Source organism: Mesorhizobium sp. P2_A8 (genome assembly GCF_056404935.1).
On the sequence record NZ_JBFUDB010000005.1, the window covers coordinates 34909 to 48029 of the forward strand.

General features: G+C 59.1%; 12 protein-coding genes. 10 read left to right on the plus strand and 2 right to left on the minus strand.

The features are described from left to right. Positions 1-250: 250 nt before the first annotated feature. From AC1D10_RS15445 to AC1D10_RS15470, 6 genes are all read left to right on the plus strand, one after another. Entirely contained in the window at positions 251-1309 is a 1059-nt protein-coding gene (locus AC1D10_RS15445; protein ID WP_477273179.1) for an acyltransferase family protein, read from the plus strand. A 276-nt stretch (positions 1310-1585) separates the two neighbouring features. Then, positions 1586-3016, plus strand: coding sequence for a DUF4214 domain-containing protein (locus AC1D10_RS15450; protein ID WP_477273181.1), 1431 nt, complete (start codon positions 1586-1588; stop codon positions 3014-3016). Between the two features lie 41 nt (positions 3017-3057). Further along, positions 3058-4368, plus strand: a complete 1311-nt coding sequence (locus tag AC1D10_RS15455) for a glycoside hydrolase family 140 protein (protein WP_477273183.1) — start codon at positions 3058-3060, stop codon at positions 4366-4368. 20 nt (positions 4369-4388) lie between these two features. Beyond that, a complete protein-coding gene (locus AC1D10_RS15460) occupies positions 4389-4652 on the plus strand; it encodes a hypothetical protein (RefSeq protein ID WP_477273185.1) in 264 nt (87 codons plus the stop codon). A gap of 139 nt (positions 4653-4791) precedes the next feature. Beyond that, positions 4792-5853: an NAD-dependent epimerase/dehydratase family protein gene (locus AC1D10_RS15465; RefSeq protein ID WP_477273187.1), complete on the plus strand. Its 1062-nt coding sequence runs from the start codon at positions 4792-4794 to the stop codon at positions 5851-5853. 5 nt (positions 5854-5858) lie between these two features. Then, positions 5859-7178: a DUF4910 domain-containing protein gene (locus tag AC1D10_RS15470; RefSeq protein WP_477273189.1), complete on the plus strand. Its 1320-nt coding sequence runs from the start codon at positions 5859-5861 to the stop codon at positions 7176-7178. Here the strand turns inward: AC1D10_RS15470 and rfbC are convergent. Beyond that, positions 7173-7724, minus strand: coding sequence for a dTDP-4-dehydrorhamnose 3,5-epimerase (gene rfbC, locus AC1D10_RS15475; protein ID WP_477273191.1), 552 nt, complete (start codon positions 7722-7724; stop codon positions 7173-7175). The two genes, AC1D10_RS15470 and rfbC, sit on opposite strands and share 6 nt — an antisense overlap. A gap of 344 nt (positions 7725-8068) precedes the next feature. Between rfbC and AC1D10_RS15480 the strand changes: the two genes are divergently transcribed. From AC1D10_RS15480 to AC1D10_RS15495, 4 genes are all read left to right on the plus strand, one after another. Further along, positions 8069-9364, plus strand: a complete 1296-nt coding sequence (locus AC1D10_RS15480; RefSeq protein ID WP_477273193.1) for a methyltransferase domain-containing protein — start codon at positions 8069-8071, stop codon at positions 9362-9364. Continuing rightward, positions 9361-10176 (plus strand): sugar phosphate nucleotidyltransferase, encoded by an 816-nt coding sequence (locus AC1D10_RS15485; RefSeq protein WP_477273195.1) that lies wholly within the window; start codon positions 9361-9363, stop codon positions 10174-10176. Before AC1D10_RS15480 ends, AC1D10_RS15485 begins: the two co-directional genes overlap by 4 nt. Then, positions 10173-10826 carry a PIG-L deacetylase family protein gene (locus AC1D10_RS15490; protein WP_477273197.1) on the plus strand — a complete coding sequence of 218 codons (654 nt, stop codon included), beginning with the start codon at positions 10173-10175 and terminating at the stop codon, positions 10824-10826. Before AC1D10_RS15485 ends, AC1D10_RS15490 begins: the two co-directional genes overlap by 4 nt. A gap of 181 nt (positions 10827-11007) precedes the next feature. Then, complete coding sequence (locus AC1D10_RS15495; protein ID WP_379092710.1) at positions 11008-11286, plus strand: hypothetical protein; 279 nt, start codon at positions 11008-11010, stop codon at positions 11284-11286. A 218-nt stretch (positions 11287-11504) separates the two neighbouring features. Here AC1D10_RS15495 and AC1D10_RS15500 read toward each other — a convergent pair whose 3' ends face one another. Continuing rightward, complete coding sequence (locus tag AC1D10_RS15500; protein ID WP_477273200.1) at positions 11505-12926, minus strand: glutamate-1-semialdehyde 2,1-aminomutase; 1422 nt, start codon at positions 12924-12926, stop codon at positions 11505-11507. Positions 12927-13121 lie beyond the last annotated feature (195 nt).

Below are 13121 nucleotides of genomic sequence, written 5' to 3' on the forward strand. Positions count from 1 at the left end.
CGATCGGGGCGGCCCGGCCGCCTTGCATCCCGGACGGATAGTCCGACAAAGCGGGTAGAAGGTCATGACGTCCAATAGGCGAGGGAATGAGCACCGACTAAAGCGGTAGCAGGGAGATGGCAGCTCGAGTCATCGGACTTTCTGACCAGTTCAGGCCCTTTGGACCGGTCCCCTCCACCAGATGGATGCCTTGTACTACTACGGGACGCAATTACGGTGTGTCACCTTCTTCTCATACGGCGGCAATGGGATGAACCGGCAAAATCGCGATCTATATGGGCTTCAAATGCTTCGCGCTATCGCGGCCTTTGCTGTCATAGTTCGCCACACACTCGACATGTCGAATGGATCGGAAGCTGGGCGGTTCAGTCCTGACTGGATGACAACATCTGGTGCCGCAGGAGTAGATCTGTTCTTTGTAATCAGCGGGTTTATCATGGTCTATGTGAGCTTTCCGCCTGGTCAGCCCCCGGACTCGCCGATGCGTTTCATTGTCAAACGGGCAACGCGCATATTCCCTTTGTATTGGATTTGCAGTGCAGCCATTGCCGCAATCTGTGCAATCGGCTTCCTGAAAAGCAAGCATATAGACTTGCATACTATATTGAACTCGATATTGATACTTCCTGGAGACAAATTGATTTATGTCGCGTGGACACTTTCGTTTGAGATATATTTCTACATTGCTTTTTCAATATGCCTCAATTTTGGTAAGATGTTTATAACGTCGGTCTCGGTGATATTGCTGATGATCAGTGGAATTTTTTTCGGAAGAGAAATTCAGAATTCGACACTCGCTGATTTCGTCTCTAGTCCCCTCGTGCTGGAGTTTTGTTTCGGTGTCGTTTTGGCACTGTTGTTTTCTGCCAGCAGGAAATGGAGAGTCCCGTCAGCTCTCGGCGTGCTCGGGTTTCTTATAATAATTGTGTCCCCGATTTTCGTACCCCATCCCGATACTTTGTCCGACGCTTCGCGGGTGATCGTATGGGGTCTTCCGGCAACTTTGATAGCGGCCGCATTTCTCGAGGCTAAGCGACCGCAATCGAAAGCCGGGCGCGTAGCTGTCCTACTCGGCGATGCATCTTATGCCCTCTACTTAACACACGTCTTCGTCATGATAGCATATGGCTGGGTAATCAAGTCGACTTTTGTGGGAGGAATGTCACAAGTTGTATTCGCCCCGGCAATTATATTCTTGTGCCTTATTGTCGGAGTTCTGACGCACGTATTTGTGGAAAGGCCAGCCCTCGACTTGGTCCGGAAGGTCACAAGGCGCCAGCCGGCGCGGCGGCCGCTAGAGGCTAGCTAGAACCCTATCGAGCTGATCCGGTGCACAGCCGTCATGAACTTGCAGAACCGAGGAGCGGACCGAATGGGTTGGTCCGGCTTTCGTCCCCTCGACTACACAATGGTGCGCGCCTGTCAGGGTAGACGCCGATTAAAGGCGTGATTCCCAATGGTTAGGTAGCGCCCTCCGAAAGGGGTAGCGCCAGCACTCCGTTCACCCGTATGGGCAAATTGCTTCCAGCGGCCGTAGTCTCGACTATCCAGCCTGAATCTGAAGCCCCACTGGGAGGCCCTTGCCATGTCGTTTCGTTTCGCGGTCGCCACGGCCTGCCTGCTGGCGACAGCCCTGCCTGCGTCCGCCGATCTCCTCTGGGGCGTCAACGGCCATCCAATAACTGCCTATCCGGGCATCCCGATTGAAAGGCAGCTCGATTTCATCAAGGATCTCGGCCTGAAGTCATACAGGATCAACGTCACGGGCGAGGACAACGCAGATATGCTTGCCGACCTTGTCGGTGCCGGAAAGGCGAGAGGGATCGAGATTCTGCCGGTTCTTACGCCGGCCATCGATCTGGACAAGGACAGCCCGGACGAGCTCTATGGGAAGACCCGGAAACTGGCGATCGCCCTCGGCACCAGGTTCAAGAACGACATCCGCGTTTGGGAACTCGGCAACGAGATGGAGAACTACGCCATCATAAAGCCGTGCGAGAAGCGCGACGACGGTTCGAAATATCCGTGTGCATGGGGACCCGCGGCGGGAACGGGAGCGCTCGATTACTACGGCCCACGCTGGGTAAAGGTGAGCGCCGTCCTAAAGGGCCTGTCCGAAGGTATGACAGAGGTCGATCCAGGCATCAGGAAAGCGATCGGCACAGCCGGATGGGGTCACACCGGTGCGTTCGCGCGGATGAAGCAGGACGGGATCGTCTGGGACATCTCGGTCTGGCACATGTACGGCGATGACCCGGAATGGGCTTTCCGCGAAATCTCAGGCTACGGCAAGCCGATCTGGGTCACCGAATTCAACAATCCCTATGGAAGTCAGCGCAGCGAGCGGCTGCAGGCCGACGGCATCAAGCAGACAATGGTGCGGCTTCGCGGACTCAGTGAGAAGTACAAGGTCGAGGCCGCGCAAATCTACGAACTGTTCGATGAGACCTACTGGGCACCCAGCTTCGAAGCCAATATGGGGCTGGTGCGGCTCACCGCCGCATCCGATGGTAAATGGAGGGTCGGCGAGCCGAAGCCTGCTTATAGAACGGTACGTGACTTCACCCGTGGCCCGCAGCCGCTGCCCAAGCCGCATCGGAAGTGCGACCCCGAGACCACGGCCGCAAATAAGTCCGTATATGTGCGGCAGGCGAGCTTCGCCTATTGCCTCGTACTGGGGCATGAGGGGGACTCCGACAGCGTGAATCAGTGGTCGACAGCTCTTGAAAGCGGTGACAGGACGATCGCTGGAATGGTCGTGGAACTGATGCGCGGGGACGAATTCCAGTCCAGCTATGTTACGATCGGCCTGACCGATCGCGCCTATATCAGTTTCCTCTTCCTGCTGCTGCTGGACCGTCCCGCAGACGACTACGGGATTGAAACCTATGCCCGACAGCTGCGCGCGGGGACCTTGACACGCGAAGACGTGGCCTTCGGCATCATCGATTCTAGCGAGTTCAAGTCCAAGCACGCTGCCACCCGTGAAGTATCCACGGTGCCGACACCCGGGTGAACGAGAGGAGCGTCAAAGCAGTGCGCCTCGCGTCGGTTCTGATGGCCGGTGCCCTTTTGGCGGCTATGGCGACCGGAAGCTTGGCCTGTGAGCGCAGCGGTGGGACAAAGTTCCCGCTGCGGATCGAATCCGGGAAAAATTATCCGGTCGACAGGGAAGGCCATCCGTTCTTCATGCACGGCGACTCGCCCTGGTCGCTGATCGGCGACCTGACGGACGAGGATGCTTACTTCTACCTTGAGGACCGCAAGGCTCGTGGGTTCAACACCGTGCTGGTCAACCTCCTCGAGCACCGGTTTTCCCGCAACGCGCCCGCAAACGCCTATGGAGCGAGACCATTCGCCGACAACGAAGATTTCGTCGTTCCGAACGAGGCATATTTCGCCCATGCCGATCGCATCCTGCAGAGGGCTTGCGAGCTTGGTTTCCTGGTGCTGCTCGCTCCGGCATATCTCGGATATGGCGGTGGTATTGACGGTTGGTATCAGGAAATGGCGGCTGCAGGGGCAGGGAGGCTTGCCGCCTATGGCCATTTTGTTGGACGCCGCTACCGACACTTCGATAACATCATGTGGGTCAACGGCGGCGACTACAATCCTGCGGACAAAGATCTGGTCAGGGCTCTCGCCAAAGGCATCTTGGACGAGGATCCCGATGCTCTCACCACTGTCCACGGCCCCTCCGATTCGGCGCCGCTCGATTTCTGGGGTCACGAAACCTGGCTGAAGGTGAACAACGTCTTCACGTATGGCCCGGTCTATAAGGCAGCGATCAGGGAGTACGATCTCGGCAGGGGTATGCCTTTCTTCCTGATCGAGACTGCCTACGAATTCGAATACGATGCCGACGAGTACCGGATCCGCATCCAGGCTTACCAGGCGATCCTCTCGGGCGCTTTCGGGCATCTCTATGGCAACAACCCGATATGGCATTTCGGGGGGCCTGGTCTCTTTCGGCAGACTATGGAGTGGAAGGAGGCCCTCGACAGTCCCGGCGCAAAGAGCATGGAGGTGCTTATCGCCTTCATCTCGTCGATAAAATGGTGGCTGCTCGAACCCGATAGCAAGAACAGATTGCTTGTCGATGGCATAGGCAAGGACATGGGAAGGGCGGTCGCCGCGATGGCCAAGGACGGCTCCTACGCCGTCGTCTACATGCCCAGCAACGAAGGCGTCACCGTCGACCTCGCGCAGCTTTCGGCGACTTCCGTCCACGCCCGCTGGCGCGATCCCGCAAGCGGGGAATTGACGGACGTTGAAGGTTCCCCTTTCAAAGCGGAGCGCACAGCTTTCAAGCCGCCAGAGCTCAACAGCCGGGGATACCCGGACTGGATTCTGGAACTCATGCCTTAAGATCTTATGGAGTAATGCCAATGAACGCCGTGCACGACCTGCGCGCAGTCACTGAAGGCCAGGTGTGCGCCAAGACCGCACGGCCAGCGGTGATCGCCGACTGGTGGGGCCCGGCCCATCGCCGATTCGGTTTGTTCAGCTGCGGCAACCTTTGCCAGCAAATTCTCAGCGCATCATTCGCCACGGTTCGCAACCGGCTAGACGAAAGTAAAGGAGAGTCTCGCAGCCCAGAATGGATTCCTGCTCTCGACGGAGTTCTGACGGAAAGTCGCCGAAAGGATTAGGCGCGCACCACCCCAAAGAGGTAGCGGGCGGCAAGGCTTCGTCCAACGGGGCATCCTGATCGCCTATTGGCGTTCTCCCTCACTGTTTTCAGCCCAAGTAGCCTCTGCGCGATTGTATCCGCTTGAGAAAAGGTGTGCGATGAAAGTCATGGTAACCGGCCATCAAGGCTATATCGGCTCGGTGATGGTGCCTATGCTGCTCCGCGCGGGGCATTCGGTGACAGGTTACGACAGCGATCTCTACCGGCGCTGCACCTTTGCTTCGGGCGGAGAGCAGGCTTCCGTTCCTTCTATCCAAAAGGACGTCAGGGACGTGCATGCGCGCGACCTCGAAGGGGTCGATGCCGTCATCCACCTGGCGGCTCTTTCCAACGACCCGCTGTCCGATCTCGATCCGGATATCACCTACGAGATCAACCACAAGGGCAGCGTTCGTTTCGCGAAGGCGGCCAAGGAGGCCGGCGTCTCGCGCTTCCTCTTCGCCTCGTCGTGCAGCAATTACGGACAGGCGGGCGAGGGGATGGTCGACGAAACGGGCGAGTTGAACCCGGTCACGCCCTACGGCTGGTCGAAGGTGCTTTCGGAGCGGGATATTTCCGAATTGGCCGACAGCAGCTTCTCTCCCACCTATTTCAGGCCCGCCACGGCTTACGGCGTGTCGCCCCGGCTCCGCTTCGACATCGTGCTGAACAATCTGGTCGCCTGGGCTGTTACGAAAGGCGTGATCCTCCTGAAGTCGGACGGGACGCCATGGCGGCCGATCGTCCACATCGAGGACATCTCCAGGGCGTTCATCGCCGGACTGGAAGCACCGCGCGAGACCATCCACAACGAAGCCTTCAATGTGGGACGCACGGATCACAATTACAGGATCCGCGACATAGCCGAAATCGTCGCCGAGGTCGTGCCGGGATGCCGGCTTGAATTCGCGTCCGATGCCGGGCCCGACAAGCGGTCCTACCGGGTCGACTTCGGCAAGATTGCGCGCGCTCTTCCTGCCTTCAGGCCGCAGTGGGATGCGCGCAGGGGTGCCGAGCAGCTTTACCGAGCCTACGGCAAGTCGAATGTCACCCTCGAGGAATTCGAGGGTCCGCGCTTCCAGCGTATCGGCCACATCCGGTATCTTCTGGCCAACCGGCTTCTGGATGAGCGGATGCGGGTCACTGAACCTTCGCGAAAGCTGGAGGCAGCGGCGGGTTAGCCGCAATGGAACACATAACCCCCGAGGGACTCGGCCCGCCTCCTTCTTCCACCGGCCTTGGCCAGGAAATCTATGCGTTGGCCGAACGTCTCTTCCCGATTTGCAGGAGCATCACCGGAGAAGGTGTGCGACGAACGCTGGATATCCTGTCGGGGCGCGTTGACCTGGAACGGCACGAGGTGCCTACCGGGACGCAGGTTCTCGACTGGACCGTTCCAAAGGAATGGAACATTCGCTCGGCCAGCATCACAGGCCCGGACGGGCAGACGGTCGTGGATTTTGCCGACTCCAACCTGCACGTCGTCAACTACAGCGTACCCTTCAAGGGGATCCTGCCGCTCAACGAGTTGAAGGCGCATATCCATACCCTGCCTGAACAGCCGCAAGTGATCCCCTACCGCACCAGCTACTATGCTCCGACATGGGGCTTTTGCGTAGCCTACGACCGTGTGGCCAAAATGCCCGACGGTCTCTATCGCGTGGAGATCGATGCCGAACTCAAGGACGGCAGCCTCACTTACGGCGAATACCTGCACCGCGGGCAGACCGAGCGGGAATTTCTTCTTTCTGCGCACATCTGTCATCCGTCACTGGCCAACGACAACTGTTCAGGCCTGGCCCTGCTGGCAACCCTTGCGCAAAGCCTGAAGGCAAGAAAGACACGATACAGCTACCGCTTCCTGTTCGCTCCGGGCACGATCGGTTCGATCGCATGGCTGTCTCGCAACGAGGACCGGACACATCTCATCGACCACGGTCTGGTGCTGTCATGCGTGGGGGACGCGGGAAGCCCTGCATACAAACGCAGCCGCCGTGGCGACGCCTTCATCGATCGCGCCATGGCTCACGTGCTGGGGCGTGAAGCCGGTGCAAAGTTGATGGATTTCTCCCCTTACGGCTATGACGAGAGGCAGTATTGTTCGCCGGGCTTCAACCTTCCGGTCGGCATGTTCCAGCGGAGCGTCCACGGCACTTTCCCCGAATACCACACGTCGGCTGACAATCTCGACTTCATCAAGCCGGAGCACCTTGAGGATTCCTTCCGGATCCTGACGGACGTGATCGACATCGTCGAAGAGGATTGGACGCCTTTGAACCTCTCTCCCAGGGGCGAACCACAACTCGGCAGGCGCGGCCTCTACGCCGCCCTGGGCGGGCAGGCGTCTTCGGGAGCAACCTCGATGTCCCTGCTTTGGGTGCTTAATCTGGCAGACGGCCAGCATTCGCTGCTCTCGATGGCGGAACGCTCGGGTCTGCCATTCAGGGAATTGGCCGCTGCCGCGAGATTGCTGTCGGATCACGGTCTGCTGGCCTCGGCTTCATAAGGCTGCAGCGGCCGTTCGCTGCTTGAGCAACGGCCACGTCCTGTCCCTTTCCGACATCGCCGTCGGCATCAAGGGCCAGGCTATCGAAAAGGCAGGGTCGTTGTAGCGGACGCCCGTCGACGCATGGGGCGTATAGAACTGCGATATGAGATACGCGACCTCGGCATCGTCCGTAAGGGTCTGGAGCCCGTGGGCGAACCCGGCAGGTATGTAGACCTGCCTCATGTTCGAGGGCGTCAGCTCGAAGCCCAGCCAGCGGTGGCGTGTCGGCGAGTTCGGGCGCAGATCCACGACGACATCGAAAATCGCGCCGCGGACACAGGAGACGAGCTTCACTTCGGCGTACGGGTCGTCCTGGAAATGCAACCCCCGGAGTGTTCCCTTTTTGACCGAATGTGCGCGGCTGTGCTGGACAAAGCGCGTCGCCAGCCCGCAATCGGCCATCTCTTTTTCACAGAATAGGCGGGTGAAGGAACCGCGATCGTCAACCACCGGTGTCGGCTCGATCAGCCAGACACCCTTCAGCTCCGTTTCGGTAAACTGCATGTCTCCCTAAATCCCCAGTAGCCGGGCCCAGTAGTCGGGCAAGGATCGGCAGTCCGATTGTCGGCACCGCGTGCTCGGGCTGGAAGAGCTACCTAAGCCTTAGGTGACCTCTCCGATCGCGGTATGCCGGGCCGACCGCATTACCCCGTTCGGGGGTCTTTGCGGAGTCATTGCCCCTGCCGTTTCCCTATAAGGATTAAGGCACCCAACGGATTGGCAAATCGAACTCGGGGCGCGCCCCGTCCTAACCTGCGTTGCACTCCATACGGAGGCGTGGCGGGCACAGGTTCATCGTCAAGCCACTGCGTCTCCGTTTTTCAAACCAGCGCGACAGGAGTAAGGAATTGAATATTCAGGCCGTCGAAATCGCTCGCGACCAGAACACGGCACGCCGCAATGTCAGCTGCAGGCTGTGCGGATCTCGCCTGCGTCACACCCTGGTCGACCTGGGCATGTCGCCTCCTTGCGAGAGCTTCCTGCAGGCAGACCAGCTTGACCAGATGGAACTCTATTATCCGCTCAATGTCCTGGTCTGCCACAGCTGCTACCTGGTGCAGCTCAAGGAGTATGTGAGCCCCGAGACCATCTTCAGCGAGTACGCCTACTTCTCTTCCTTCTCGACAAGTTGGGTGGCCCACGCGAAAGCTTATTGCGGGGCGATCACGCAGCGACTTGGGCTTGGCGCCCACAGCTTCGCGGTGGAACTCGCAAGCAATGACGGTTATCTGCTGCAGCACTTCCTGCCGCTCGGCGTTCCCGTGCTTGGCGTCGAGCCGGCGGCCAACGTTGCGCGCGCTGCGGTCGAGAAGGGCGTGCCCACCCGGGTCGACTTCTTCGGGGTGCGGCTGGCACTTCAGATGGTGGCCGAAGGACTCCGCGCCGATCTGATCATTGGCAACAACGTCCTGGCGCAGGTGCCCGACCTCAACGACTTCGTCGCGGGAATAAAAATTCTGCTCAAACCAGAGGGCGTAGTCACTCTCGAGTTCCCGCACGTCGAGCGGCTGATGACGGAGAACCAGTTCGACACCATCTACCACGAGCATTTTTCATATTTCTCACTGCTGACGATCGACCTGATGGCGGCCCGCCACGGGCTGCGGTTGATCGACGTCGAGGAGCTGCCCACCCATGGCGGCTCGCTGCGTGTTTATCTTGCCAACGAGGGCAGCAGCTGGGCCACGGATGAAAGTATCGCCGAACTCCTAGACCGCGAAAAGAGGCATGGGCTTACGGAAGTGACGACCTACACCTCTTTTGGCTACAAGGCGCGGCGCGCGAAGCGCGACCTCCTCGCGTTCCTGATTGCGGCCAAAGACGAGGGCAAGACGATTTGCGGTTACGGCGCGCCTGGCAAGGGCAACACGCTGCTCAACTACTGCGCGATCGGCACCGACTTCCTCGACTTCACGGTGGACCGCAATCCTTACAAGCACGGCCGCTACACGCCGGGCATGCACATACCGATCAAGCCCATCGACGCGATCGACCAGGCCAAGCCAGACTACATCCTGATCCTTCCGTGGAACCTGAAGGACGAGATCATTCAGCAGATGCATCATGTCGCCGCCTGGGGCGCGAAATTCGTGGTGCCAATTCCTTTCGTGACAGTGCTCGATCCATCGGAGTTACGGAGATGAAAGTCGTCCTTTTTTGCGGCGGCCGCGGGACCCGGATCCGCGACTATTCCGAAAGCATACCGAAGCCGATGATTCCGCTCGGCCACCAGCCGATCCTGCGCCACGTCATGCAGTGGTATAGCGACTACGGGCATGACGAATTCGTGCTGTGCCTGGGCTACAAGGCCAACGTCATCAAGGATTTTTTCCTGAACACCCGGCCACAGACCTTTTCCGATTGCGTGGTTACGCATGGAGGCCAGGACGTGAAGCTGCTCGGTGACACGGTCAAGGACTGGAGCATCACTCTGCTCGATACGGGCATCTGGCGCAACATCGGAGAACGCCTCTGGGCTGCGAAGGATCACGTCAAGAACGAGAAGATGTTTCTGGCCAACTACTCCGATGGCCTGACCAATGTCGACCTCGACGATGTGATCGCGAAGTTCGAGGCCAGCGGCAAAATCGGCTGCTTCCTCGCCGTGCGCGCGCCGTTGACATACCATTTGGCCGACATCGCTGAAGACGGTCGCGTGCGCGAGTTCCGTACGACGGAGACGTCCGAGATCTGGATCAACGGCGGGTACTTCGTGTTCCGTCCCGAAATCTTCGACTACATGCGTGACGGCGAGGAACTCGTTCTCGAACCTTTCAAGCGATTGATCGATGACAACATGCTGATGGCGTACAAGCACGACGGGTTCTGGCGTTCGATGGACACGCTGCGTGATTGGCAATCGCTCGAAGACATGGTCGAAAAGGGTGACATGCCCTGGAATAGGAGGGTCACCGCAGAGAAAATCAGGCGCAGCATGGTAATGGCTGCATCATGAGAGGACTTGGCCTCGCACGTCGCGGCGAGGAACTCTCGATCCTCTGTCTTGGCGCCCATTCCGACGACATTGAGATCGGCGCGGGAGGCACGATACTCGGCCTGATCGCGTCGGGGGTCAAACTGGACGTCCACTGGTGCGTGCTGAGCGCAGCTGGCGAGCGGTCGGCAGAAGCCAAGGCTTCGGCCGAGGCCTTCCTCGAAGGGTCGCGCTCGTCCACGGTCGACGTTGCGGATTTCGAAGACAGCTACTTCCCCGCCCATAGCCGATCGATAAAGCAGTGGCTGATCGATCTAAGATCGCGGGTTCATCCCGACGTGGTGTTAACTCACGCCAGGTTTGATGCCCATCAGGACCACCGGGAGGTCAACCAACTGACCTGGAACGTCTTCCGTGATCACCTAGTGCTCGAATACGAGATTCCGAAATGGGACGGCGATCTTTGCCAACCCAATGCCTACGTGCCGCTTGCCGCCAAGGTGCTGGAACGCAAGATCGAACTCCTCCAGGAGCACTTCGGGACGCAGCGCTCCAAGGACTGGTTCGACCGGGAGACATTCGCCGGGCTTGCGCGGTTGCGGGGGATGGAATGCCGGGCGCCCGAGCATTTTGCCGAGGCCTTCACGCTTCGAAAGGCCAGAATTCTATAGCGGTTTGCCCGTATTTTCTCGCCAAGAAACGAACGGTGGATGACCGAATGAAACGGGTGAAAGGGAGTTGCACTGACCGGGCGATCTGTTACTAAATTCGCTGCCGCTGGGTGAAAAACACCGGCTTTTCCTGTCTGCCTTTTCTGTCATCCATTTTGAAGTTGGAGGGATTTTTATCAAAATGGGGAATGCAAACATTGCGCCTGAATTCTCTTTCAGCGAAGCTCGGATCGGAACGGTCGAGGGCGGAGAATCCGGGGTTCTGGTGTGGAAATCCGACCAATTGGTCGCCGTCCTTACCCGGATCGACGAGGAAGCCTACTCCACGAAAGGCAAATGGTTCCTAGAGACAGGCTTCGGGCTGCTGAGTGGGCAGCACAAGAACTTCGATACGATCGAGGAAGCCGTTAGATGGGTGGGCATTTACACCTTCCCCGAGCCTGTTCCCACTGCGGATTGATCAGCGGATTCCGCGGCAGCAAGGCGCCTGTGCAAGCCAGCGATGGCTTTCCGCCGTGTCCTGTATCTCCCTCGCCTGAAGAGCTTTGACAGGCTGCACTGTGCTGCTTCCGCAACCGTGAGATCCTGTCCCATGGCCCCATGCGAAAGCAATACAGGATTCCCGTATGCGGGGCCTTCTTTGGTCCAAGAGAACGAGAAAGCAACGCCTTCGTGGCGTCAGGATGTTGCCGCGAGCCGGGTTTCAGATTGCCCCATGGTCGCATTATTCGCGGCTTGAGGGTTCTCTGGAGTCGTCATATCAGCCCGGCCATCGCCATTGTTGAAACGGCGGAAGACAACCTGCGTGGGGCGGCCTACCAAGAAACGGCTCGTTCCCGATTCCAGGGCCTGCGCATACACCGCCAGTGCACCGTCGACGGCCTCTATCGTCTTCATGACGGCCGTGTCGTCGTGGGTGTAGCTGACGACGAGAGACGGCATGAGCACTCCACGCCTGATCGTCTCTTGCAGGAACAGCGAGCGGTATGTCTGCGACGGCTTGCCGTTGGGATCGAGCGTGGCATATGCCAGGCAGCAGGGACGGCCGACAACCTTGAAGTGCCCATCTACCCCATGCCGTCTAGCAGCCTCTGCGATCCCCTTCCTCAGTTTCGTCCCCTGACGGTGCAGGTGTTCGATCACGGCCTCGTTCTGGTAAGTCCGCATGGTCGCGATCGCTGCCGCAAGCGCATGGGTCTCCGCGCCGTGCGTGGTCGACAGCAGAAACACCCTTGGGCGGTCCGTATGCTCGAGCCCGCCGAGCCGCATGTATTCGCGTTTGCCCGCCAGGGCCGAGACCGAAAACCCATTGCCAAGCGCCTTGCCGAATGTCGACAAGTCCGGTTCTATGCCATAGAGCTTCTGCGCCCCGGCCGCATGCCATCTGAACCCGGTGATCATCTCGTCGAGAATGAGCAGTGCGCCCTTTTCCCTGCAGAGACGCTGGACTTCATGCAGGAATCCGTCCACCGGATCGTCGCCGCGGGAAGGCTCGAGGATCAGGGCGGCCAGCCTGCCCGGGTGCCTGTCGAACAAATCCTTTACGCTGGCAATGTCGTTGTACCGGAAAGTGACGGTGAGCTTTCGGACCGCCTCCGGAATTCCGGCATTCATCGGTGTGGTCCCGATGAACCAATCGTCTGTCGAAAAGAAGGGATGGTCGGCGCAGCAGGCAACGAGATCGCGACCCGTGTAAGCGCGGGCAAGGCGAACGGCTCCCGAAGTCGCATCCGATCCGTCTTTGCAGAACTTCACCATCTGCGCGCCGATGAGCTCCAGGAACGTCTCGGCGCAGTCGACCTCGATCTTGGCGGGCCGCGTGAAATTAGACCCACCTTGGAGGGCCGTCTCCACCGCTCTGACCACGGTCGGGTAGGCGTGCCCCAGCCCGACGGAACGGTTGCCCATGCCGAATTCGATGTACTCGTTCCCATCGACGTCCCAGACATGGCATCCCAACCCACGCTCGATGAACCCCGGCGCGAGGATGGGATACTGGTCTTCGCCTTTTGCGTAGGTGTGGCTACCGCCCGGGATCAGTTCACGACCGCGTTCCTGCAGGCGGACGGATTTGCGAAAACGAAGGCTTTGCTCAGACATGCCGACCACTCCATTCCGGCAGCAAGTCTACATGCTCGGCTCAGGATTTCGCGTTCTCCATAAGGTCATCGGTTAGCACTTATGGTGGATACACAGGCGGGCGCTGACGCGGGCGCTGACTTTGATAGCGAGTAAAAGGAACAGCTTTTCACGTGCTACAGATATAGATCATCGCTACGGGTCCAGACGTTGCGG